This window comes from Kribbella sp. NPDC058245 (genome assembly GCF_042882005.1).
Lineage (GTDB): Bacteria > Actinomycetota > Actinomycetes > Propionibacteriales > Kribbellaceae > Kribbella.
Genome location: NZ_JBHVWY010000005.1, coordinates 529,894 through 552,827 on the forward strand (window position 1 = coordinate 529,894; position 22,934 = coordinate 552,827).

General features: G+C 68.3%; 24 protein-coding genes. 11 read left to right on the forward strand and 13 right to left on the reverse strand.

Annotated features, from left to right (window positions below):
* Nucleotides 1-153: 153 nt before the first annotated feature.
* On the reverse strand, nt 154-1,491 hold the full coding sequence (locus tag ACFVWG_RS14705) for a UDP-glucose dehydrogenase family protein (RefSeq protein ID WP_391543757.1): 1,338 nt from the start codon (nt 1,489-1,491) through the stop codon (nt 154-156).
* A gap of 135 nt (nt 1,492-1,626) precedes the next feature.
* On the opposite strand from ACFVWG_RS14705, the gene ACFVWG_RS14710 reads away from it, so the two are divergent.
* On the forward strand, nt 1,627-2,790 hold the full coding sequence (locus ACFVWG_RS14710; protein WP_391543758.1) for an acyl-CoA dehydrogenase family protein: 1,164 nt from the start codon (nt 1,627-1,629) through the stop codon (nt 2,788-2,790).
* Nucleotides 2,791-2,968: 178 nt separating this feature from the next.
* Here ACFVWG_RS14710 and ACFVWG_RS14715 read toward each other — a convergent pair whose 3' ends face one another.
* On the reverse strand, nt 2,969-3,652 hold the full coding sequence (locus tag ACFVWG_RS14715) for a response regulator (RefSeq protein ID WP_391543759.1): 684 nt from the start codon (nt 3,650-3,652) through the stop codon (nt 2,969-2,971).
* On the reverse strand, nt 3,649-4,956 hold the full coding sequence (locus ACFVWG_RS14720) for a sensor histidine kinase (RefSeq protein WP_391543760.1): 1,308 nt from the start codon (nt 4,954-4,956) through the stop codon (nt 3,649-3,651). Before ACFVWG_RS14720 ends, ACFVWG_RS14715 begins: the two co-directional genes overlap by 4 nt.
* A gap of 204 nt (nt 4,957-5,160) precedes the next feature.
* On the opposite strand from ACFVWG_RS14720, the gene ACFVWG_RS14725 reads away from it, so the two are divergent.
* Together ACFVWG_RS14725 and ACFVWG_RS14730 are read left to right on the forward strand one after the other, a co-directional pair.
* Nucleotides 5,161-5,850, forward strand: coding sequence for an ABC transporter ATP-binding protein (locus tag ACFVWG_RS14725; RefSeq protein WP_391543761.1), 690 nt, complete (start codon nt 5,161-5,163; stop codon nt 5,848-5,850).
* Nucleotides 5,847-8,216, forward strand: a complete 2,370-nt coding sequence (locus ACFVWG_RS14730) for an FtsX-like permease family protein (protein WP_391543762.1) — start codon at nt 5,847-5,849, stop codon at nt 8,214-8,216. Before ACFVWG_RS14725 ends, ACFVWG_RS14730 begins: the two co-directional genes overlap by 4 nt.
* A 181-nt stretch (nt 8,217-8,397) precedes the next feature.
* Here the strand turns inward: ACFVWG_RS14730 and ACFVWG_RS14735 are convergent, their stop codons facing one another.
* Nucleotides 8,398-8,811, reverse strand: a complete 414-nt coding sequence (locus ACFVWG_RS14735) for a hypothetical protein (RefSeq protein ID WP_391543763.1) — start codon at nt 8,809-8,811, stop codon at nt 8,398-8,400.
* A gap of 89 nt (nt 8,812-8,900) precedes the next feature.
* Here ACFVWG_RS14735 and ACFVWG_RS14740 point away from each other — a divergent pair, with 89 nt between their 5' ends.
* Nucleotides 8,901-9,272, forward strand: coding sequence for a MerR family transcriptional regulator (locus tag ACFVWG_RS14740; RefSeq protein WP_391543764.1), 372 nt, complete (start codon nt 8,901-8,903; stop codon nt 9,270-9,272).
* A gap of 6 nt (nt 9,273-9,278) precedes the next feature.
* Here the strand turns inward: ACFVWG_RS14740 and ACFVWG_RS14745 are convergent, their stop codons facing one another.
* Complete coding sequence (locus ACFVWG_RS14745) at nt 9,279-9,668, reverse strand: hypothetical protein (protein ID WP_391543765.1); 390 nt, start codon at nt 9,666-9,668, stop codon at nt 9,279-9,281.
* Nucleotides 9,669-9,751: 83 nt separating this feature from the next.
* Here ACFVWG_RS14745 and ACFVWG_RS14750 point away from each other — a divergent pair, with 83 nt between their 5' ends.
* The gene (locus tag ACFVWG_RS14750; RefSeq protein WP_391543766.1) at nt 9,752-9,988 is read left to right on the forward strand and encodes a hypothetical protein; all 237 of its coding nucleotides are present in this window, start codon (nt 9,752-9,754) and stop codon (nt 9,986-9,988) included.
* A 5-nt stretch (nt 9,989-9,993) separates the two neighbouring features.
* Here ACFVWG_RS14750 and ACFVWG_RS14755 read toward each other — a convergent pair whose 3' ends face one another.
* The gene (locus tag ACFVWG_RS14755) at nt 9,994-10,950 is read right to left on the reverse strand and encodes a TIGR03557 family F420-dependent LLM class oxidoreductase (protein ID WP_391543767.1); all 957 of its coding nucleotides are present in this window, start codon (nt 10,948-10,950) and stop codon (nt 9,994-9,996) included.
* Nucleotides 10,951-11,023: 73 nt separating this feature from the next.
* Between ACFVWG_RS14755 and ACFVWG_RS14760 the strand changes: the two genes are divergently transcribed.
* The 3 genes from ACFVWG_RS14760 to ACFVWG_RS14770 are packed head-to-tail and all read left to right on the forward strand — an operon-like array spanning nt 11,024 to nt 13,567.
* Nucleotides 11,024-12,304 (forward strand): cytochrome P450, encoded by a 1,281-nt coding sequence (locus ACFVWG_RS14760; RefSeq protein WP_391543768.1) that lies wholly within the window; start codon nt 11,024-11,026, stop codon nt 12,302-12,304.
* Nucleotides 12,301-12,687, forward strand: a complete 387-nt coding sequence (locus tag ACFVWG_RS14765; RefSeq protein WP_391543769.1) for a VOC family protein — start codon at nt 12,301-12,303, stop codon at nt 12,685-12,687. The genes ACFVWG_RS14760 and ACFVWG_RS14765 overlap by 4 nt, the downstream gene beginning before the upstream one ends.
* A gap of 4 nt (nt 12,688-12,691) precedes the next feature.
* The gene (locus ACFVWG_RS14770) at nt 12,692-13,567 is read left to right on the forward strand and encodes an alpha/beta fold hydrolase (protein WP_391543770.1); all 876 of its coding nucleotides are present in this window, start codon (nt 12,692-12,694) and stop codon (nt 13,565-13,567) included.
* On the opposite strand, the gene ACFVWG_RS14775 is transcribed toward ACFVWG_RS14770, so the two are convergent.
* The 3 genes from ACFVWG_RS14775 to ACFVWG_RS14785 are packed head-to-tail and all read right to left on the reverse strand — an operon-like array spanning nt 13,564 to nt 16,138.
* Nucleotides 13,564-13,917 carry a hypothetical protein gene (locus tag ACFVWG_RS14775; protein WP_391543771.1) on the reverse strand — a complete coding sequence of 118 codons (354 nt, stop codon included), beginning with the start codon at nt 13,915-13,917 and terminating at the stop codon, nt 13,564-13,566. The two genes, ACFVWG_RS14770 and ACFVWG_RS14775, sit on opposite strands and share 4 nt — an antisense overlap.
* 41 nt (nt 13,918-13,958) lie before the next feature.
* Complete coding sequence (locus ACFVWG_RS14780; protein ID WP_391543772.1) at nt 13,959-15,023, reverse strand: hypothetical protein; 1,065 nt, start codon at nt 15,021-15,023, stop codon at nt 13,959-13,961.
* Nucleotides 15,020-16,138 carry a hypothetical protein gene (locus ACFVWG_RS14785; RefSeq protein WP_391543773.1) on the reverse strand — a complete coding sequence of 373 codons (1,119 nt, stop codon included), beginning with the start codon at nt 16,136-16,138 and terminating at the stop codon, nt 15,020-15,022. The genes ACFVWG_RS14780 and ACFVWG_RS14785 overlap by 4 nt, the downstream gene beginning before the upstream one ends.
* Nucleotides 16,139-16,176: 38 nt before the next feature.
* On the opposite strand from ACFVWG_RS14785, the gene ACFVWG_RS14790 reads away from it, so the two are divergent.
* Complete coding sequence (locus ACFVWG_RS14790; RefSeq protein WP_391543774.1) at nt 16,177-16,557, forward strand: DUF2809 domain-containing protein; 381 nt, start codon at nt 16,177-16,179, stop codon at nt 16,555-16,557.
* Here the strand turns inward: ACFVWG_RS14790 and ACFVWG_RS14795 are convergent.
* Both ACFVWG_RS14795 and ACFVWG_RS14800 read right to left on the reverse strand, forming a co-directional pair.
* On the reverse strand, nt 16,523-17,581 hold the full coding sequence (locus tag ACFVWG_RS14795) for an ABC transporter substrate-binding protein (protein WP_391543775.1): 1,059 nt from the start codon (nt 17,579-17,581) through the stop codon (nt 16,523-16,525). The genes ACFVWG_RS14790 and ACFVWG_RS14795 overlap by 35 nt on opposite strands.
* A 666-nt stretch (nt 17,582-18,247) precedes the next feature.
* Nucleotides 18,248-18,733: a MarR family winged helix-turn-helix transcriptional regulator gene (locus ACFVWG_RS14800; protein WP_391543776.1), complete on the reverse strand. Its 486-nt coding sequence runs from the start codon at nt 18,731-18,733 to the stop codon at nt 18,248-18,250.
* A gap of 73 nt (nt 18,734-18,806) precedes the next feature.
* On the opposite strand from ACFVWG_RS14800, the gene ACFVWG_RS14805 reads away from it, so the two are divergent.
* The gene (locus tag ACFVWG_RS14805; RefSeq protein WP_391543777.1) at nt 18,807-19,850 is read left to right on the forward strand and encodes an FAD-dependent oxidoreductase; all 1,044 of its coding nucleotides are present in this window, start codon (nt 18,807-18,809) and stop codon (nt 19,848-19,850) included.
* On the forward strand, nt 19,843-20,688 hold the full coding sequence (locus tag ACFVWG_RS14810) for a VC0807 family protein (RefSeq protein WP_391543778.1): 846 nt from the start codon (nt 19,843-19,845) through the stop codon (nt 20,686-20,688). The genes ACFVWG_RS14805 and ACFVWG_RS14810 overlap by 8 nt, the downstream gene beginning before the upstream one ends.
* A gap of 4 nt (nt 20,689-20,692) precedes the next feature.
* Here the strand turns inward: ACFVWG_RS14810 and ACFVWG_RS14815 are convergent, their stop codons facing one another.
* Nucleotides 20,693-21,385, reverse strand: coding sequence for a Type 1 glutamine amidotransferase-like domain-containing protein (locus ACFVWG_RS14815; RefSeq protein WP_391543779.1), 693 nt, complete (start codon nt 21,383-21,385; stop codon nt 20,693-20,695).
* Nucleotides 21,386-21,432: 47 nt separating this feature from the next.
* Nucleotides 21,433-22,881, reverse strand: a complete 1,449-nt coding sequence (locus ACFVWG_RS14820; protein WP_391543780.1) for an MFS transporter — start codon at nt 22,879-22,881, stop codon at nt 21,433-21,435.
* Nucleotides 22,882-22,934 lie beyond the last annotated feature (53 nt).

A 22,934-nucleotide genomic window follows, 5' to 3' on the forward strand; every position in this document is an offset into this window, starting at 1 on the left:
CGCCCCATTTGGTGGGCTGACCCATCTGGTTGTGGGTGAGCTAGTCGCATGCGGTTGGCCCTCCCACCACCTGGTGGGCTGACCCATCAAATGGGGGTGGGACGCGGCCAGGGTGGAGGGCGGGCCCATCAAATGGGTGGGAGGGGAGTGGGGTTAGGGCTTGCCGGGGGCTCGGTAGGTCCAGCCGGCGGCGCGCCACTTGGCGGCGTCGAGGAGGAGGCGGGCGTCGACGATGACGGGGTTCTCGACGGCGCCACGGAGAGCAGCAGGGTCGAGTTCGCGGAACTCGGGCCACTCGGTGAGGTGCAGTACGGCGTGGGCGCCGACGCAAGCCTCGGCGGCGGTGGCGGCGTACTGGAGCGTCGGGCGCACCTTGCGGGCGTTCTCCATCGCTTCGGGGTCGTAGACGGTCACGGTGGCGCCGTGCAGCGAGATCCGGCCGGCCACGTCGAGGGCGGGTGAGTCGCGGACGTCGTCCGTACCGGCCTTGAAGGCGGCTCCGAGGACGGTCACGTTCTTGCCGATCCAGACGCCGCCGAGGACCTCGTGGACGAGGTCGACCAGGCTGGCGCGGCGCCGCTGGTTGATGTCGTCGACCTCGCGGAGCAGCGTGATGACCTCTTCGACACCGAGCTCACCGGCGCGGTGCATGAACGCGCGCAGGTCCTTCGGCAGGCAACCGCCGCCGTACCCGGGGCCGGCGTTCAGCATGCCGCGGCCGATCCGCTTGTCGTAGCCGAGTGCGTCGGCGAGCTGGGTGACGTCGGCGCCGGTCGCGTCGGCCATCTCGGCCAGCGCGTTGATGAACGAGATCTTCGTGGCCAGGAAGGCGTTCGCGCCGCCCTTGACCAGTTCGGCGGTCGGCAGGTTGCACACGACTACCGGCGTACCCTCGCCGATCGGCGTCGCGAAGACCTCGCGCAGCCGCTCTTCTGCCGCTGAGGTTTGTACGCCGAAGACCAGCCGATCGGGGTGCAGTGTGTCGTCGACGCCGTGCGCCTCACGGAGGAACTCCGGCTGCCAGGCGATCTCGACACCGACCCCGGCCGGGGCCTCGGCGTGGAACCGCGCCTCGACGACCTTCGACGTACCGACCGGGACCGTCGAGCGGCCGACCACCAGCGTCGGCTTCGTCAGCAGCGGCGCGAGCATCGAGACGACCGAGTGCACCTGGGACAGGTCAGCGGCCTCGCTGCCTTCCAGTTGCGGCGTGCCGACGCAGATGAAGTACACATCGGCCCAGTCGCCGACCTCGGCGTAGTCCTTGGTGAACCGCAGCCGGCCGGAGTCGACGTGCTTCTTCAGCAGCGGGTCCAGGCCGGGCTCGTACAGCGGGGCCTTGCCGTCGTTCAGCAGCTTCAGCCGGTGTTCGTCGATCTCGACCCCGACGACGTCGAAGCCGAACTCGGCCATCCCGGCCGCGGTGTTCGCGCCGAGGTAGTTGGTGCCGATCACGGCGATCCGCAGCGGGCGGGAGGTCGCTTCACTCATGCCGGGGACTCTACCCATCGCGGTTATCGCCCGGTGACCGGCTCATGGCCAACGGGGTTCCGCGCTGTGCGGAGTTCGTCACTTCGTGCATCCGGCAACTCCCCGTACGGCGGCATCCGTCGTACCATGTGACTCGTGAGTAACTCATTCGACCTGTACGCGCTGTCCGAGGAGCACGACGCGATCCGGGCGGCGGTCCGCGACGTCTGCGACGCCAAGGTCGCCCCGAACGCCGGCGATGTGGACGAGCTGGCCGAGTTCCCGAAGGCGTCGTACGACGCGCTCAAGGCCTCGGACTTCCACGCCCCGCACATCCCCGAGCAGTACGGCGGCGCCGGGGCGGATGCGCTCGCGACGGTGATCGTGATCGAGGAGGTCGCCCGGGCCTGCGCCGCGACCTCGCTGGTCCCGGCCGTCAACAAGCTCGGCTCGCTGCCGCTGCTGCTGTCCGGCTCGGACGAGGTCAAGCAGCGCTACCTGCCGCCGGTGGCCGCCGGCGACGCGATGTTCTCGTACTGCCTGTCGGAGCCCGACGCCGGATCGGACGCCGTGTCGATGAAGACCCGCGCGGTGCTCGACGGCGATCACTACGTGCTGAACGGCGTGAAGCGCTGGATCACCAACGCGGGCGTCAGTGAGTACTACACCGTCTTCGCCGTCACCGACCCGGACGCCCGGTCGAAGGGCATCTCGGCGTTCGTCGTCGAGAAGTCCGACGACGGCGTCTCCTTCGGCGCCCCGGAGAAGAAGCTCGGCATCAAGGGTTCGCCGACCCGCGAGGTCTACCTCGACAACGTCCGCATCCCGGCCGCCCGCCTGATCGGCGACCCCGGCACCGGCTTCAGTACGGCGATGGCCACGCTGGACCACACTCGGGTCACGATCGCCGCCCAGGCCCTCGGTATTGCCCAGGGCGCGCTCGACTACGCCCTCGGTTATGTCAAGGAGCGCAAGCAGTTCGGCAAGGCGATCGCCGAGTTCCAGGGCCTGCAGTTCATGCTCGCCGACATGGGCATGAAGATCGAAGCCGCCCGCCAGCTCACCTACGCGGCCGCCGCCAAGTCCGAGCGCGGTGACGCCAACCTCACCTACTTCGGCGCCGCCGCCAAGTGCTTCGCCTCCGACGTCGCCATGGCCGTCACCACCGACGCTGTCCAACTCCTCGGCGGCTACGGCTACACCCACGACTACCCCGTCGAGCGCATGATGCGCGACGCCAAGATCACCCAGATCTACGAAGGCACCAACCAGGTCCAACGCATCGTCATGGCCCGCCAACTCCTCAAGGGCCTCGCCTGACCCTGTTTCCCCAGGGCAGAGGCCGGAGGAAGGTGGTGCGCGCCGTTCGGCACGTCGGTGCTCTGCGAATCCTCGATTTCCCTAACGGCAGCTGCGTGGAAGCCGCTGGGCGAAGGCATCGGTCTGGGCACGATCATCCACGGCGAGGCACCGCTGGTGTACAAGCCGAACCGCGTCCTCACGGGCTGGTCCCGTCGGCTGCTCCTGGTGTGATCAGTCCGGATTCGTAGGCGACGACGATGGCCTGCGCGCGATCGCGCAGGTTGAGCTTGAACAGGATCCGGCCGACGTGGGTTTTCACCGTTGTCTCGCCCAGCTGGAGTCTCGCGGCGAGTTCGGCGTTGCTCAGTCCCTTGGCCAGGAGTCGCAGCACGTCGAGTTCGCGCGAGGTGAGGGCGGAAAGATCGCGATGAAGTGTCGCGGCCACTTCGTCGTGGGGTGCGAAGCGCTCGATGAGGCGGCGAGTGATGCTCGGGGCGAGCAGTGCGTCGCCGGCACGCACCAGGCGCACGGCGGCGACCAACTGCTCCGGTGTGACGTCCTTAAGGAGAAAGCCGCTGGCACCTGCGCCCAGCGCGGCGTACACGTACTGGTCGAGATCGAACGTGGTCAGGATGATGATGCGAGGTGGGTCGACGTCAGCGGCCACGATCTGCCGGGTGGCTTCCAAGCCGTCGACGCCGGGCATGCGGATGTCCATCAGCACCACGTCCGGGCGGGTTTTGTGCACTACGTCGACAGCTCGCGCGCCGTCTGCGGCCTGTCCGACGACCTCGATCCCGTCGGCGGTGAGGATCATCGCAAAGCCGGTCCGGAGCAGGTCCTGATCGTCGGCGACCACCACACGCAGCGGTTCGGTCACGACTCCTCCGCCGGGATGACTGCGCGCACCCGATAACCCCCGTCGGGCAGCTTGCCGGTTTCCAGGGTGCCTCCGTAGATGGCGATCCGTTCGTGCAGGCCGATCAGACCGCGGCCGTTGCCGATGCGGGCCGACGGCGCGGGTGACCCGCCTGTGTCGGTCACCTCCACCAGCACCCCACGGGGACCGTGGTCGATGGCGATGCTCACTCGCGAGCCGACCGCGTGCTTCAGCGTGTTGGTCAATGCTTCCTGGACCACGCGGTACGCCGCCAGGTCCCGACCAACCGACAGCGGGACCGGCCGTCCGGTGACGGTCAGTGCGACAGGTACGCCGGTATCGCGGATCCGGGCGGCCAACTCGGCCACCTGGCCAAGGCCCGGCGGCGGGGCGAGATCGGCCTCGGCCGACAGGTTCGGGTCGTCGCTGTTCATAGTGAGCAGGCCCATGGTGTGTCGCAGCTCGGTCATCGCGGCACGCCCGCCGGACTCGACGGCCAGCAGCGCGTCGTGAGCTTTCTCGGGCGCCATCCGCATCACCTTGCGTGCCGCGCCGGCCTGCACCACCATCACGCTGACATTGTGGGTGACAACGTCGTGCAGTTCTCGCGCGATCCGCGAGCGCTCCCGGTCGACTGCCTGCCGGGTCGTGGCCTCCTGCTCAAGTTCCACAGTCCGCACCCGCTGCTTCCAGGTGTAGATCGTGTTGGTCACGAGTGCGACCGGAATCAGGATGAGGAAGAGGAACGTGCCCGGGGCTGTTCCGATCGAGGGCACGTTCTCCTTGTGGGTCGCGACCAGTAGCGCGACGCCCGCGAAGACGCTCGCGATCGCGGCTACCTGGTAGGGGCTGTACATTGCCGCGCTGTACGCCGCGATCACGCAGGCGGCGAAGGTAAAGGTGGGGTCGAAGCCCGGGCTGAGGTGGTACAGCTCGCTCGCCCCGATCACCGCCCAGAACACGGCGAGGGGATACCTCCTCCGTGCGGCCAGCGGCATGGTGGCCAGGATGGCAAAGAGCAGTTGCCAGGGATGGGCCGCGCCGTAGTGATGGGTCATCACCCCGGTAGGGGGAGCCGGTGGGATCGGCACGCCGGGCGGCGTCGCCGGCAGCGTCGGTGGTGTCCAGGACTCGGTGCTGCTGTCCCTGCCCAGGGCACCGTCCAGCGCGCCGATGATCAGAGCGAGAGCCAGGACCGCGTCGGCTGCCCAAGCCCAGGGGGACGGGCGCGGCGATGGGAGCGCGAGCCGCCGCAGCGCGGTGACGCCGGCGTTCCACCGGTCCATGATCTCAGATGTGTTCACCGGGCCATTGTGGCTAGCAGCGGACCTCGCCGCATCCGTCCCGGCGCTGAAAGACGCTCCACACTTCGGCATCCTCCGCAGGGATGACCCTTGTGCTCGTCATCCCCGTGGGGGAGCGGAATTCGTCGCTGTGGCCGACGCGCCGGACAGAGCTGTGTACCTAGCGTCGGGCTCACTTCCATTCCCCTAGCCCCCGGAGGAACCGTGACCGCGCCGATCATCGAGATCCGCGACGTGAGCAAGGCGTACGACGTGGGGCGGCCAGCGCTGGCCGACCTGAACCTTGACGTGCAGGAAGGTGACGCGCTGGCCGTCCTCGGTCCGTCCGGCAGCGGCAAGTCGACTCTGCTCAACCTGATTGCCGGGCTGGACAAGCCAAGCCGGGGCAGCGTCACAGTGGCCGGCCTTCGCGTCGACGAGCTGACCGAGACGGCCTCGGCGGAGTACCGGCGAGCGCGGATCGGCATGGTCTTCCAGTTCTTCAACCTGCTGGACGACCTGACCGTCGAAGACAATGTGCTGCTACCGGCGCAACTGTCCGGGATACCGCGAGGCAAGGCCCAGCTCCGCGCCGCCGAGTTGCTGGACCGCCTCGGTATCGCCCGGCATACCCGCGCCTTTCCCGGCCGGCTTTCCGGCGGCGAGCGCCAGCGCGTCGCAGTCGCCAGGGCCCTGATGAACCGGCCGGCACTGCTGCTGGCCGACGAGCCGACCGGTGCGCTGGACAGCGTCGCCGCGGCCGATGTCAGAGCCCTTCTGATCGAACTCAACGCCGACGGCCAGACCATCCTGCTCGTCACCCACGATGTCGCACTCGCCCGGTCCTGCGCGACCAGAACGCTCGAACTGGTCGACGGCAAGGTCTTCCGCGATGAGCGAAGGGCGGTCCGATGAGCGCCCTGAGCAAGGTCGTGCGCGCCGGTATCGGACGGCGACGGATCCAGACCGCGGTGATGATGCTGACCACGATGATGGCGGTCACCGCGTCCGTGCTCGCAGCCGGACTGCTCGTGACTGCGAAGGCGTCATTCGACGAGAGCTTCGACGGACAGCGCGGCGCCCACCTGACAGCGCAGTTCGACGGGACCAAGGCGACCACCGCCCAGGTCGCGGCCACCGCGCAGGTCCCCGGCGTCACCGCTGACGCCGGTCCGTACCCGGTCTTGTCCCTGCAGGCGCACGTCGGCGCGAACCACAGCGACATGCCTGTCGGCGACCGGTTGCCGCCCATGAAACTCGTCGGCCGCACCACCACGGGCGGACCGGTCGACGAGCTCCGGATCACTGACGGCCGATGGGCCGTCCGGATCGGCGAGGTCGTGCTGAGCGCCACCAACGCGCCGTTCGGCGTAGGCGACGTGATGGCCTTCCCTGACCTTCCGGGCAAGCCGGCACTGACCGTCGTCGGACTGGCCAGATCGGCGGGCAACAGCTCGGAGGCGTGGGTGTCGCCGGCCCAGCTCGCGGCACTGACCGTGCCGGGCACGACGCCTGGCTACCAGATGCTGTATCGCTTCAGCAGCGCGGCCACGAACGCGGAGGTCACTGACCACCGCGCCGCGATCTCCGCTGCCGCGCCACCAGGCTCGATGACGCAGGCGGCGTCCTATCTGACGATCAAGATGTCCGCGGACAAGACCTCAGCGACGTTCGTCCCGTTCGTGGTCTCCTTCGGCGTGCTCGGCCTGTGCATGTCGGTTCTCATCATCGGCATCGTGGTCAGCGGCGCGGTGGGCGCCGCGACTCGGCGCATCGGCATCCTGAAATCCCTGGGCTTCTCCCCCGAGCAGGTGGTGCGCGCCTACGTCGGGCAGGCACTTGTCCCGGCGTCGATCGGCACCAGCCTGGGTGTCGTGTTCGGCAACCTACTGGCGATCCCGGAACTACGCGATGCGGGCGGCGCTCTGGGCACTGGTACCGCGACGGTTGCCCCGTGGATCGATCTCGCAGTTCCCGCGGTCGCCCTCTGTGCGGTGGTGGCGACGGCAACGGCGCCCGCCTTGCGCGCCGGGCGGTTACGGACTATCGAGGCCATCGCCGTGGGGCACACTCCGCGGGCCGGGCGCGGACGGTTGATCAGGCACCTGCTCGGGCGGCTGCCGCTGCCCCGCGCGGTGAGTCTGGGCCTGGCCAATCCGTTCAGCCGGCCGTCGCGGTCGGCGACGATGGCGGCCGCCGTGGTGCTCGGGACGATCGGCGTGACCTTCGGCGTCGGCCTGGCCATCTCGTTGAGCGCCATCCAGGACGATCTGAACCGCAGGTCGCCCGGCGCGGTCGTGGTCCAGGTGGCCGGGCCGCCAGCGCCTCCAGTCCCGGAAGAGAGCAGCCGGCCGGCGAGGAAAGCCGATGCCGCCGAGATCGCGGCGCTGATCCGGGCTCAACCGGGCACCCGGAGGTACTTCAGCACGGGCCGGACCAGGGTGGGTGTGGCTGGGGTGGCCGGCGAGACGAACGTGATCGCCTATCAGGGCGACTCGTCGTGGGGCTCGTACCGCTTGCTTGCCGGGTCCTGGTTCTACAAAGCCGGCGAGGCGGTCGTTCCGTCCGGCTTCCTGACCACCACCGGGACCCACATCGGCGACACCATCGACCTGACCAACAACGGCCACAGCACGCAGGTGCGTATCGTCGGCGAGGTATTCGCCATGCAGCAGGTCCTGCTGACCGACGACGCCTCCCTCGCCGGCCTCGGTGCCTACATCTTGCCGCAGTCAGTCCAGTTCAACATCGACCTCGCACAGGGAACCAGCCGGCAGAGCTACCTGGGCTCGCTCGACGCTGCCCTGCTGCCCTACGGCATCACCGCCCAGCCCAACTCCGCACAGGTGAGCAGCACGCTCATCTCCATGGACACGCTGGCCGCGATGCTCACCCTGATGCTGGTCGCGGTGGCCGGACTCGGCGTCCTCAACAGCGTCGTGCTCGACACCAGAGAACGCGTCCACGACTTCGGCGTGTTCAAGGCCCTGGGCATGTCGCCGAAGCAGACCATCGCCATGGTCATCACGTCGGTCGCAGGCATCGGCCTGCTCGCAGGCGCGATCGGAGTCCCGATCGGCATCGTCCTGCACAACGCGGTAGTGCCGGTCATGGGCCAGGCCGCCGGCACCACCATCCCTAACGACGACATCGCGATCTATCACCTGCCGGTCCTCGTCCCGCTGCTGCTGGGCGGACTCGTGATCGCCACGGTGGGCGCAATGCTCCCCGCCGGCTGGGCAGCCAGAACCCGCACCGCCACCGCCCTACGCACCGAATAGCCGATTCTTCCGACCAGCCGTGGTGCGAACGTTCATCCCAAGCCAAGTCACGACGCAGAAGGGGCAGCGGCCCAGCTGCTCTGTCTGAACCGCCAAGATTACCCAGATCGCCGAAGGCACCAACCAGGTCCAGCGCATCGTCATGGCCCGCCAACTCCTCAAGGGCCTCGCCTAAGACGCCTTACCAGGAAGGGATTGCCGAGGAAGCGCGGGACCTTCGGAGCCAGGGGATGAGTTGGACGAGGCCGAACCCTGCCTCGAACACGAGGAAGAGCCACAGGATCCGGGTGGCGCCATGGGCGAGGGCATAGGTCTGCCACGACGCGAACAGGACTCGGGCGATACCGTCGAGCAAGCCGTGCAGCTCCAGCGGTTTGATCAGCCGCAGGAGCGCCCAGACGACCACTACCGATCCCATCAGGTTGGCGTAGAGCACCTGGAACGGGTCGAGTGGAGGCAACCCGCCGAGCCCCAGCGACTCGCCTGCCGACGTCAAAAGGCCGTGCAGCATCGTGTAGGTCCACGGCGTCGCGAATCCGGCCGTCACGATCACGTCGTACCAGGCGCTGGCGCGGACGATGCGTAGATAAGTCATGGAAGGCTCCTTGAGTTGCACTACTGACGCCCACGACCGTAAACAGTGGAGTGCAGTCCAAGGTCAAGCCAGAAATTCGTGGAGGGGTTATGCGTATCGGGGAGCTGGCGGCCCGCACGGGGATGAGCAAGGACACGATCAGGTTCTACGAGAAAGTCGGACTGGTCGCCGGGGATCGGCTGGGCAACGGGTACCGCGACTTCGCGCCAGAGGTCGTGGAATGGCTCCACTACGTCCGTACGGCGCAGACGCTGGGGTTCACGTTGGCCGAGATCGCGCGCCACGGCGAGGAGCTTCGCGACGCGCCAGATACCGCCGTGGCGCTGTCGGCCCTCTTCGGTGAAAAGATCCAGATCCTGGACAACCGGCTGGCCGAGCTGTCCGCGCTCCGCGCCGACCTGGCCGCTCGGGCCGGCACCGGGTGTCCGTTGCATCGGGCAACCAAGGAGGGCGCGGCGTGATGACCGTCAGATCGGGACGGTCGCGAAGACTCCGGAACCGCACTCGCTGTTGATGACAATGCCTTCCTTCTCCGGGCACGCGTACATCTTGATGGTGGTGTTGGAAGGCATGTTCAGGTAGAGGTACGTGGTGGTGCCGTTGCCTTCCTGGTTCCAGGCGTAGTACGGGCCGGTCTTGGCGAGGTCGTAGCGGTAGTAGAGGATCGCCACGCCTTGGCCGTCCTTGTGCGAATCGTGAACGGCGATGACCTGGGTCTCGCCGTTGAAGTAGCCGTAGCCCGCACCTGTCGTCGCGGTGGCGGTGGTGGGGTAGGCGAACGACGGGGCGGTGGCCAGGACCATGGCGGTGGCGGTCGCCGCCGCCAGGGCGACGAGGCGGGTCGTGGTGCGCTTCATGAAGTTGTGCCTCCTCACACAGGGGTGTTGATCGTGGGGATCGTACTCAACGCGGCGATGTAGCCGTCCGGGCGGATCAGGGCATGGGTGCGACCGATCTGTACGACGGTGTAGTCCGGGCCGGCGCCCTGCAGCGCTACATCGACAACGCCGACACCAACCTCGCCCGCATCCGCGCACAGATGGACCGAGTCGGCGAGGAGCACCTGGCAGACCCGCTCGCCGTCGGCCGGTTGGCCGCCGAGCGAGCCTTCTACGTGCTCCCCGCCGTCCGCGCTTGGGCCGTCTGGGCCTTGGAGCAACTGGACCAGGCGAAGTAAGACCGCTATCCGTTGCGCAGGGCCGGGCCGAGCTCATTGGCGAAGAAGTCGAAGAAGCCGTCCATGTCCGGGCCTGCGTTGATCAACGCGAGGTGGTCGTAGCCGGCTTCAGTGAACTGCTTGGCCACCTCCAGATGACGGGCGACGTCAGGCCCACACGCGAACTGATCCTTCATGTGGTCGGCGGTGACCAGGGTGGTGGCGGCGTCGAAGTTCACCGGGTTGGGGAGTTCGGACTGCACCTTCCAGCCGGTGACGCCGAAGCGGAACAGTCGACGGGCCGACTCGGCCCCCTCGTCAGCTGATTCAGCCCAGGCGAGCGGGATCTCGGCGTACTTGGGCCCGCTACCGCCGGCCTTCTCGTACGCCGTGACCAGCTCGCCCTTGGGTTCGGTGGCGAACAATGCGTCGCCGAGTTCGCCCGCGATCCGCGCGGCGAACGGACCGCCGGCGGCGACGGCGATCTGCGGCAGGACGTCCGGCAGGTCGAAGACCCGGGCGTCCTCGAGCCGCAGATGCTTCCCGTCGTACGACTGATAGCCGCCGCTCCACAGCAGCCGGATGATCTCCAGTGCCTCACGCAACATCTCATGCCGGGCCGCGACCGCCGGCCAACCGGCGCCGACCACATGCTCGTTGAGGCGTTCGCCCGCGCCGACACCGAGCGTGAAGCGGCCGCCGGACAGGATTGCCGTCGTCGCGGCAGCCTGCGCGATCACGGCCGGGTGGTACCGGATGAACGGGCAGGTCACGCCGGTCGCCAGCCCGATCGTCGACGTCTTCGCGGCCGTCGCCGCCAGCATCGAGAACGCGAACCCCGAGTGCTCGTGCTCGCTGACCCAGGGATGGAAGTGGTCGCTGACCTCGACGAAGTCGAATCCGGCCGCCTCGGCGCGGACCGCCTGCTCGACGATCTCCAGCGGGCCGTAGGCCTCGGCGATGAGTTTGAACCCGAGTTTCATACCCCCGCCGGTTACCGCCCCCGGCCGCCCTAAACCGCCGTTTCGCCAACGCCGCACCGGGAACCGGCCGAGCATGTCACTCCTGGATTCCGGCCGCGCGATCCGCGACGTCCTGCTGCCCGTCGTGGCTCGGGGCGCGATCCTGCGCCGGCAGCGGGCCATGCGGCTCGCCGAGCGTCTGCAGGTCGACGAGCGGGCCTTGCGGCAGGTACGGCGATTGCGCACCCGGTACGACGGTCGCCCGGTCCCGATCCGGATTGCCGGGCGCACGATCGCTCTCGTGACCACGCCCGAGGATGTCCATCGGGTGCTGGAGATGACGCCGATGCCGTTCTCCGCAGCGACGACCGAGAAGATCGGCGCACTCCGGCACTTCCAGCCGCATGCGGTGCTCATCACCGATCCACCTCTGCGCCGGCCGCGGCGCGACCTCAACGAGCAGGTCCTCCAGACGCATCAGCCCGTCCACGAGCATGCGCACCAGATGCGGAAGCTCATCCACGAGGAGCTGGCCGAACTCACCGAAACCGTTGGCTGGTTGGAGTTCCGTGACGTCTGGTCGCGGATCGTGCGCCGGATCGTCCTCGGGGATGCGGCCCGCGACGGCACCGAGCTGACCGACGAGCTGGACAAGCTCCGCGCCGCCGCCAACTGGGCCGAGTTCGCGCCGCGACAGAACGCCGTACGGCGGAACTTCGCGGAAGCGATCGACCGGTACGTCGAGGCGGCTGAACCGGGCAGCCTGGTCTCGATGCTCCCGCCTGACAAGGGCGACGTGGACCCCACCGGGCAGGTCCCGCATTGGCTGTTCGCCTTCGATGCGGCCGGGATCGCGATCTGGCGAGCCCTTGCTGTGGTGGCGACCCAGCCCGAGTTGGCCGACCGGATCGCGACCGAGGCTCAGCATCCGGAGTCGTCGCCGTTGCTCGCCCTGGCCGGTGGTGCGGTGCAGGAGTCGCTCCGGCTCTGGCCCACCACGCTCGTCGTACTGCGGGAATCACGCACCGACACCGTGTGGCGCGGTCAGACGCTGCCGGCCGGGACGCAGTTCGCGATCGTCAGCTCGGTGTTCCATCGCGACGACGAGGCGCTCGAGTTCGCCGATCGCTTCGAGCCGGACATCTGGCTGGACCGCCGGACCGAGCGCGCCTGGCCGATCATCCCGTTCAGTGCCGGACCGGCGCGCTGCCCGGGCGAGAACGTCGTACTGCTGACCACCAGCAGCGCGATCAGCTACCTACTCGACCACAACACCCTGGACCTCGATCCGCGGACGCGCAGCCTGCTCGCCGGCCCCATGCCCAAGACCTTCGACCACACCCGTCCCCGGATCGCCTTCTGGAGGAAGTCATGACCGCACGCCCGGCCGAGATCGGTGATCTCCGGCTCGCGACCGTCTGTGTGAACGCGACCGACATGGATCGCGCCGCCGACTTCTGGGCGGCCGCCCTCGGCTACCAGCGGCCGGAGCGGATCGGCGACCACGACCAGTTCGCGCATCTGAAGGACCCGGCCGGCACCGGGCCCTCGGTGTTGATCCAGCGCGCGGACGCGATCCCCGATCAGCCGACACCGGTGCACCTGGACCTCTACACCAGCGACCGCGACCATCACATCGACCGCCTGCTGGCGCTCGGTGCGACCAAACCTGACCGGTGGTCGTACCCCGACGAGCACGAGTTCGTCGTACTGCGCGATCCCGAAGGCAACGAGTTCTGCGTCATCGCGAAGGACTGACGCCGTGTTCGAGGGCTTTGCACTTGAGCAGGTGGACGTCGGCGGGGTGCGGATCCGGGTCCGGTACGGCGGTTCGGGTCCGCCCGTCGTCTTACTGCACGGACACCCACGCACGCATACCACCTGGTACGACGTGGCGCCGCGTCTCGTCGCTGCCGGGTTCACGGTGGTGTGCCCGGATCTGCGTGGGTACGGCGGTTCCGAGAAACCGCCGACGGATGCGGAGCACACGCCGTACTCGGCGCGGGCGATGGCCGGTGACATGGTCAACCTGATGGAGTTGCTCGGGCACCAGACGTTTGCCGTCGTGGGCCACGATCGCGGGATGCGCGTCGCCTACCGGACCGCGCTGGATCATCCGCAGCGGGTGACGCGGCTGGTGGTGATCGACGGGATTCCGACCGTGGAGGCGTTGGAGCGATGTGACGCGAAGTTCGCGGAGGCCTGGTGGCATTGGTGGTTCTTCGCGCAGACCGCGAAGCCTGCCGAGCGGGTGATCTGCGCGGACCCGGAGACCTGGTACAACGCGTGGTCCAGCAACGGACCCGACCAGCTCGGACCCGAGAACCACGCCGACTTCCTGGCCGCGATCCGGGATCCCGCCACCGTGCACGCGATGCTGGAGGATTACCGCGCGGGCGTCGGCATCGACCGCCGTCACGACGAGGAGGACCGTGCGGCCGGTCGCCGGATCACTTGCCCGGCGATGATGTTGTGGTCGACGCGTGACGACATGGAGGAGCTGTACGGCGATCCGCTCGCGATCTGGCGGTCATGGTGTCCGCAGATCACCGGCCACGGCATCGACTCCACCCATCACGTCGCCGAGCAGGCTCCCGCCGTACTGGCCGAGAGCCTGATCACCTTTCTCCGTCGTTAGGCGTGGTCGCCGTCCAGGAGTTCGTGGAGGTTGGCGACGGCCTGGGTGATGTCGTCGTAGTCGTTCTGGGCGGCGCGGGACTCGGCGCTGATCACGCCACAGCGGTGCACCCGGCGGAAGTCGCCGTACGGGAACTTGTAGTGGCCCTTGGTGTCATCGTTCATCTCGGTGTCGATGCCGAGGTACCACTGGCCGTACTCGGTGAAGCCGTGCTTGTCGAGGTAGGCGTTCTCGTCGTCGGCGGACGGCGCGTGCTCGCTCCAGTCGTCCCGCTCGTCCTTGACGGTCTGCCCCTTCCGCACCAGCTCCTTGGCATGATCGAACGCGGTCTTGTTGAGCTTCACAGTCATGAGCACCGGGTGCCCGCGCGATCATCCGACAAACAGGCCTCCTACCTGCTGAGCAAGAGGTGGTCCTTGGTCGTGGGCGCGGCTAGTTCGCAGGCGCCGGTGATGATGGTGCAGCGGACGATGGCGGCGGTCGGGCGGGTGGTGTCGGCGGCAGAGACGGCGGCGACCATCAGCAGGTGGTCGTCGTCTTCCGGCGCCGCGCCCAGGACGCACCCGCGCCACTCGTGCCGCAACTTGCCGGTGCTTGCGTCGAGTGCCGCCGTGGCGGAGATGCATGAGCTCTGGTCGTTGGTAGGAGCGCCGAAAACCGTGCTGCCGTTGGGCGTGAACGCCGTCAGCCCGTAGCCGCACGTCTTCCACGCGCGCTGCCCGGTATCGACCGAGCTGATCGCCGAACACGAGCCCGCGTCGTTGGTCACCAAGGTCGAGGCTGCCGTCTTCCCGTCCGCGGTCAGAGCAGTCAGTGAAGGGATCGTCGGAGCCAAGACCGCCGACGGTTGACCCGGAGTCCAGGCATACGTCGACCAGGTCGCACCCGAGCCGAGCACGTCGGAGGACTGGTAGTAGACCTTGCCGCCGGCATACGCCAGCACCCGAAAGTTCCAGCCCTTCGAGAGCTTGAGCGACTGCAACGCCGTACCGGTGTCGGCGAAAACGATGCCGCCCTCGGTCGGCGAAGTGCCGCCCTGATACGCGGCGTACGCAGCGGCGCTGTGGTCCTCGTTGGCGACCAGGTGATCAGCACCCTGTACGACGGCGGCCCCGCCGGCATTGAGCCGTTGAACTCGCGACCCGTCCACGTCGGTTGTCGTGACAGCCAGTACGGCGCCGCCCACGCGAGTGAACTCGAGAATGTCCTCAACCCCGGGAACCGGGACCGGATCACCACCGCCGCGGACCTCGCGCCCAACCAGGTAAGGGATCCGCGGCGTATCACCCTGCGCGAGCCCCGGCACCGACAGTGTGATTTTGGTCGGCCCGGGGGAGAGCGGCGCCGGTGGCGCGGACAGGCTTTGATCTTCCGGACCTCGACGAGCGGCGATCGTGGCGCCCAGGACGACGGCGCCGACGGTGACTGCGGCGACGGCTGCGACAAGTCCCTTCATGTCCGGCTTCCCAGCAGCCGAAGGTCATCTCGTCGGGCCGTCTTCGCGACACTGGTCGCCAACTCACAGCTACCCGAGCCGATGCTGCACCGGATGATCGCGCCGGCGGTGTTCTCCCCGGTGTCGACCGCCATCAGCAGATGATCGTCGTCCTCCGCGACCGTGCCGAGGAACTGCACGCCGGTCCACCGCCGCAGTACCTCGCCAGTCCGGCTGTCGATCGCGGTCGTGGACGGATCGCCGCCCTCGCCACGGAAGTCTGGAGTCGCGAACACGGTGCCGCCACCCGGCGTGAAGCCGTTGAGTGAGTATTCGCACGTCCGCCACAGTTGCTTGCCGTCGGCAAGCTGCCGGATCGCCGAGCAGAACGTCTGAGCGGCCCCGGACAGCTGGTCCACCCCACGTGCACCCTGAAAGTCCACGTCCGCCGGCGACTTGAAGGAGCTCAGGAGGTCGACCTTGCCGGTCTTCCAGTGCCAGGCGTTGAGCGTCGAGGTCTGGCCGTCGCGATCGGTCTGCGCTGCGAAGTACACCGTGTCGCCAACCACCGCCAGCACGGTTGACGCCCAGTCGTTGGGCCGGCGCAGCTCTTCGTCGACAAAGCTGCTGCGCAGATAGACGGTGTTGCCCCGTGCGGACGTGTTGTCGGCGTTCCGTCGGGCCGTCCCGAACGCGATCATGTCCTCGTCGACCGAGGTCACCAGGCTCGCGACGTCCGGGATGCGGGTACCCGGCTCGATGCCCGTGCTCTCGCTGACCTGCACCAGCTCCGAGCCGCCGACACCGACCTCAAGGATCACCATCGCCTCGCCGTCGTACCGGACTGCGCCCATGATCGCCTGCTTGCCGGGCACGGTGATGTCGCCACCGAGGCCGCCCTTGACCACCCGCCCGCTCAGGTAGGCCACCTGCGGAGACCGCCCGGTCGGCAGTTCAGCGAGGTTCACCGAGACCGTCGGTACGGCGTCTCCTGACGGAGTAGGGGCCAGCGGCAACGCAGCGGTGGACGGGGACGTCGTCGGACCGCGATCAGCCGCGAAGGCAGCACCACCGGCCACGGCCAGGACCGCGATGGCGGTCAGACCGATCGCCAACCGTCCATTGCCAGGTCTCACCGGGACAGCCTACCCAGGCGTGCGAGATCATCGGTGTCGTGCTCAGACCTTGGCTCGCGGTCCCCGTCGTACTGGCCTGCGGCCTCGGCGTCCGGGCGTTCACCGGAGGCGACTTCGCCAAGTACGCCGGAGTCGCCCTCTACGCGACCCTCATCTACGCCCTGGTCGCCTTCTGGCTACGCCCACTCCCAGCGGCCCTGGTCGCAACTGGCTTCAGTTGGGCGATCGAGTTCTTCCAGCTCACCGGCATCCCGGCCGACCTCTCCGCCCGCAGCACCCTCGCCCACCTGGTCCTCGGCTCCACCTTCAACGCCCCAGACCTCGTCTGGTACGTCGTCGGCGCCGCCCTCGGCGTGGTCATCGTCCAGGCGCGCGGGGGACGACCTATTTGGGGCCGAGACCTGCGGGAGCGACCGTAGACCGATGGCTGCCAGCCAGTGCCTTGTCGAGTGGCTGGAAGTCGGCGAATCCGGCGAGCGCGGGTGCCTGGGGTTGGGTGCCGGCGGCCACCCGGTCCTGGGCGAGTTGCAGGATCAGCGGCGGGTACGGGTCGACATCGAACCTCAGGTACTGGATAGCGCGATGAAGGACCGGCGGTGACAGCTTCTTCCCGAGCTTGTCGTTCACCGTTGCCTGTACCGCTTGACGGGCGTCTGGAGAGACGGGGTCCACGAGCTCGATCGACGCGATCAAGCCTTCGAGCAGACCGGTGACGGTGGCCGGGTGCTCGCTGACGTACTGGCTGCGTGCGACCAGCACCACAGTCGGGAACACATGCCGCGGCCAGAGTGCTGCCTCGTCGATCAGCACGTTCGCCCGGGCTGTGATCGCGAGCGTGGAGGCGGTGGGTTCGGAGACCCAGGCCGCATCGACCAGCCCCTTCTGGAAGGCGCTGACGATCAGCGAATCGTCCATGGTGGCGACCTTGACCTTGCTGGTCAACTCGTTCGCGGCCAGCCATTTGCGCAGGGCAACATCCGGAGCGCTCCCTGCTCGCAAGGTGGCGACGGTCTTGCCGGCCAGGTCCGCGGGCTTGGTCACGGTCGGCCGGACCACCAGTTCGACGCCGTTCGACGTGACACCTGAGATCAGCCGGACCTTGTCGGGAGACTTCGCGTAGGCATCGATCGCGGCCCCGACGTCGACGAAGGCCGCATCCAGCGAGCCGCCCAGCAAGGCAGTCACAGCCTCCGGTCCGTTGCCCGACGCAACCGGTGTGAGCTTGGTGCTACCAAGCTTGTTGCTGAACACGCTCTTCGTGAGCCCGGCCAGGACCGGAGCCTGATCGACGCCCGCCGAGTACCCGAGCCGCAGCTCCGTCGCCGTACCAAGGTCGGTGGTGTACGGCGGATTGGCGTCGGCGCCCGTTCGGGAGCATCCCGTCAGCAGACAGAGCGCGACCGCCACCAGTGGAAGGGTTAGGCGGACAGTACGGGTGAGCACAGGAAACCTCGCGACAGATCGGAGTCGGACGACCCCGGAATGCTCTCAGCCCACCAGGCCACGTGGTCACGTCTTCAGCTGGGCAATTCGGGCTCTTCTGACCCATTCGTGGGTGGGTGCGGCGTACCGGTCTCTTCCCCGGTGTGGTGGGTCGGTTGACCGGCGTGCTGGCTGGGCGCTGTTCCATCGTTGGCAGTAGGTGACCTGCTGGCAGTTGCTGGGGGTGTGGACAGGAAACGGGGACTGTGAACAAGGCATAGCTTGTTCAAGGTCCCCGTTGGGGGTGCGCGCCCCCGGGTTGTGTCCGGCGCGCCCCCGGGATGCCGGACCTGGGTCACCGTCTAACCGCTCGTGCGGCTACTCGTGCAGGTGATGCTGAGCGTGGACTGTCCGAGCCGCGCAGAGTTAGACGGTGCTGGCGGTCCGCCCCGCCGCTCCACGCCCTCCCGCCGCATCCTCTGCCCCCGGGCGAGCACGGTGGGTTCAGTCGGCGTGCAGAAACAGCGGGTCGACGTCGAGTGGAAGGAGATTGCCGCCAGAAATCGATGTCCGGCAGCACAATGCGTTCAGTCGACGACATCCTTCCCACGCTCGCCGATCGCATCGCCGGCGACCCTGCGATCGGACGGCAATCCGCCGGTCGGGCAACGCGCGAACCACCCACACCTACGTCACAAGAGCCGTAATTCGGCGGGTGTTGTTGACGAGGATGTCGGTGGTGGTCGCGACCCAGTCGGAGATGACCGCCAGTTCGGCCGGGGTGTACTTGGCGGCGGCCTCGGCCATGTCGGCGCCGAAGGGGCCGAAGGCTGCGGCCGTCAACTGGGCGCGGCGCTCGTTGGGGACCAGTTCGATCAGGACTTTGCGCCGGTCGTGGGGGTCTCTGGTGCGGCGGGCGTAGCCGGCCTTCTCGAGGCGGTCGGCGAGACCGGTGACCGCGCCGGTGGTGAGGCCGGTGTGCTCGGCGATCGCTCCGGCGGTGACCGGCCCGAGGCGGTCGAGGACGTCGAGGCACTTGCGCTCGACGGAGCTGAGCCCGAGCAAGCGCCCGACGGTCTCGTGGAACACCACGATCGCCGTGGCGAACTCGCGGCCCAGCAGGGTGCTGGGCGTCGGGCTGGGTGGGTCGGTGGGCGGATCTGCTTGCGCCATGAGCGCATTCTATCTTAGAGTCTGGGTATCTTAGAAGATAAGAGATCCACAAACTAAGAGAATGGTGAGTGTGATGCGAGTCGTCGTGGTCGGCGCGGGTCTGGGTGGGTTGTGCGCAGCCAACGCACTGCACGCCGCGGGCTGCGACGTCGAGGTGCTGGAGGCGCAGGACCGGATCCGGGACGAGCAGCAGGGCTATCGGATCAACATCAACCCGAGTGGGCAGGAGGCTCTGCGGGCCTGCCTGAACGACGAGCAGTTCGCGGCGTACGAGGGGCTCTTGCATCGCCAGCCGGATGCGGCGGTCTACCTCTACTCCTCGACGCTCGATCTGCTCGCGCGCTACGAGACACCGAATCCGCCGGGTGCGATCGACCGGACCAGGATGCGCCGCTTGCTGGCGGATGGGGTGGCGGATCGGATCACCTTCGATCGGCGGATCGACTCGATCGATCAGGTCGGTCCCGCCGACCTGATCGTTGCCGCCGACGGCGTCGGCTCGGCGCTGCGTCGGGAGCTGATCCCGGGCCACGACCCGCAACCGCTCTGGTCGTCGGCGATCTTCGGACGGACTGCGATCACCGAGGCGAACCGCGGCTGGCTGGCGCCGGTGGTCCTCCGGAGCCGGTTCTGCGGAGTCGTCGAGACCGACACCACCTTGGCTCTCTGTGCGTACGACGCTCCGCACGCGCCCGCGCCGTACGTGATGTGGGTGTTGATCGGCCCCACCAGCGACCTGCCCACCGCGCGTGCCGACCTGCTGGACTTCGCCCGGAACCGGACCGCCGGCTGGGATCCGCGTGCGACCGCCGTACTGCGTGAGACCGGCGACTGTTTCGCCACGCCGCTCCGGGCGATGCCGGAGGTCCCGCCGCTTCCCACGCTGAACGGCGTACCGGTGGCCTTTCTCGGTGACGCGATCCATGCGATGTCGCCGGCCGGCGGTGAAGGTGCGAACACGGCCTTCGCCGACGCGGCCGACCTGGTCCGCGCGGTGCGGTCTGGCGAGCCGATCGGTCAAGCCGTTGCGCAGTACCACGAACAGATGCGGGCCAGGGCCGGCGAGGCCCTGCAACGATCCGCGAACTACGGCCCGAAGGCGGCACCCCATGCCTGAACCGACCAAGCGTCAGAAGATCATCTGGATCTCGGCGACGATCGCGAACCTTGCGGTCGACCTGCTCCTGCCCACGCTGATCCTGGTCGCGCTCGCGCCGACCGGACTGCCGGCCGCGCTCCGGCTGTCCATCGGCGGCGCACTCCTGAGCGGCAAGGCGATCGGTGGCCGGATCGAGTCCGGTGAGTTCCGCTGGCGGTTCGCCCTCCTCGCCGGGCTGGTGCCGGCAGCGGCGATCGTCGGCTGCCATCTCGCCGGAGCCGGTACGACGGCCAGCATGGTGGCGGGTGCTGTGGTCGCCGGCGTGATCGTCATCGCCGACCTGGCGCGGAACCGGATGCGAGCTGAAGGGCGACGCATCGACGCGTTCGCGGTCCTGGTGCTGATCGAGGTGCTCGTCAGCATCGTGGTGACGTCGATCAGCGGAGACGCCCGCTTCGTGCTGGCCAGGACGTCGCTGTACCTCGCCGTCGGCGGGATCTTCGCGCTGGCGACCACCTGGACGGATCGGCCGATGATGCGCTCGGTCCTGAAACCCGTTGCGGCCAAGGGAGATCCGGAGCGGGCCGAGGCCTTCGAGCGGGTCTGGACGCGATCACGCGAGTTCCGCGGGCTCTACCGGGCGATGACGTTCGGGCTCGGAGTCGTGTTCCTGGCGGACGCCGTGCTGCGGGTCGTGATCATCTACAGCCAACCGGCCGACGACATCACGCAGACCTCGCTGACCTCCCAGGCGCCGCTGATCGTGCTCCTGCTGGTCTGGTTCGCCGCCTCCCGCGCTCTCGCCGTACCGAGGGCCGAACGCCTCCTCGACGCCGAGGCCGCCGTACCGAGATAGCTGGTCAGCTGACAACGGTGACCGCGGTCGAGGCCGGGCCGGTCCGTCGGACGTGGGTGGCGGCGCCAATCCCTTGCACGGTTGGGGTTCCGTCGCTGCTGATGATGAGTACGGTGCCTTCGTCGATCGCCCAGCCCTCGATCCCGGTCGCCAGTACGGCGTGTGTCAGCCGGTAAAGCGTGCCCCATTGGGCAGCGTGGACATCGACCAGGAACGGCACCAGGCCCAGTCCAGGAAGGATCGTCAGGGTTTCGAGATCCTCGGCCAGGTCGGAGTCGATGACGTCCACGGTCCGCTGCTGGAACTCGGTGCGCCAGCCGCCGACGATGGCCTGCTCCGCGGCGATCGCGGACCCGGCTGAGAACCCGCCGTACACCAGACCCGCCGTGCGGGCCGCGTCCAGCCACTCGGTGCCCCCGGCAACCATCGTCTCGTGGTAGGCCGGAGTCAGCCCACCGGCGACGTACACGCCCGCCGCGCCCTGCAGATCGGCGGCTTGCGGTGGCCGTGCAGGTGACACCGGTACGACGGTCACGTCCGTCGCGCCTGCGTCCTTCAGCGTCGACTCCCATCGGGCGACATCGAGGTCAGCGTCGTCGAGCGCATACGCCACGATCGGCCCACCCCCGCAGGCCCGGACGAACGGCTCATGCGCCGCCTTGGCCTCGCGCCCACCACCCACCAGAAAGATCTCCATGCCGCGCACAGTAGCCGGTTCGATCCTAAGCCGAAGCGAGTTGCCCTTTAGGCCGGCACCGCTGCTGGCTGAGTAGTCGCGGCGGCGTGGCGGGTGCGGAAGTAGGCCCAGGTGACGAGGGCGCCGGCTACGACGGTGAGGGTGGCGCCGGCGAGGGTGATGGCGGCTTCGAACTGTGAGGTCTGGTGGGTCGTCCAGTTGGCGGTGGCGATGCTGCCGGTGAACATCGCGGCGAGGATGGTGCCGGTGGCCGCGATACCGATGCCAGTGGTGACCTGCGAGGCCGTGTCGACCAGGGCGGCGCCGATCGTGGAGCGGTTCTCGGGCAGTCCGCGGAGGACGTTCGTACCGGCGACGACGCCGACCACGCGCATTCCGGCGGCGACCAGGACGAGGGCCAGCGCGACCCAGACATAGCCGAGGCGGCCCAGCGTCGCGTAGACGGCGAGGCCGAGGACGACCATGGCCGAGCTCATCCAGGCGGCGTTCTCGAGGCCGACCCGCTTCACGAACGGGCTGACGAGAGCGCCACCAGCCACCAGTACGGCGACCTGCGGCAGCAGGCCGATCGCGGTGAGCGCGGGGGACCAGCCCCAGTCGAGCTGGAGTTGGAGCGTCACCATGTAGCCGAGGCCCGCGACGGCGAGTCCGGACGCGGCCTTGTAGGCAAGGCCGCTGGCGACCAGCGGGCGAGCGACGAGCTTGAGGTCGAGCAGCGGATGCCGCGCCGAGCGCTCCCGCACGACGAAGAGCACAGCAGCCAGTACGACGGCCGCGGTGGTGACCCAGGACTGCCAGGCTCCGGCACCCTTCTCGACGAAAAACGTCGGTGCGACCAGGGCGAGCACGATCGTGGCCGTGCCCAGTACGGCGCCGGCGATGTCGACCGGATCGCGGTGCAGCTCAGCCGCGTCGTCGGCGGCGATGCCGGTCCGGATGCCGATGAAGGCGAGGATCGCGATCGGCACGTTGATCAGCAGCAGGACCTGCCAGGGAGCGAAGGACAGTACGAACCCGCCAGCGGTCGGGCCGACCGCGAGGCCGATCAGGCCAACGGTCGAGATCAGATTGAAGGCGCGGACGCGGAGTGCGTCGACGTTGAACAGCCGGAAGGCCAACGCCATCGAGCCAGGTGTGGTCATGGCGGCGGCGATGCCCATCGCAACGCGGACTGCGATGAGCTGCGACGTGGTGGTGACGAAGGCGGTCGCCAGGCTTGCGACGGCGAGCAGGACCAGCCCGATCAGCATCATGCGCCGACGTCCCGAGCGGTCGGCGAGCGCCCCGAACACCAGCATCAGGCCGCCGAACACGACGCCGTACGCGCCGGTGACCCATTGCAGCTGGGTCGTCGACGCGTGCAGCTCGCGACCGATCGTGGGGAGCGCGACGTTGAGGATCGAGTTGTCGAGCATCTCGACCAGGAAGACGGCGGAGAGCCCGGCCAAGGCGACCCACGCCTGGCGCAGCGATCCGGGAGACTGTGTGATGATCATGGTTACTAAGTTAACTCAATAAGCTTAGTGACACAACCTAGGAGTGCTGACGT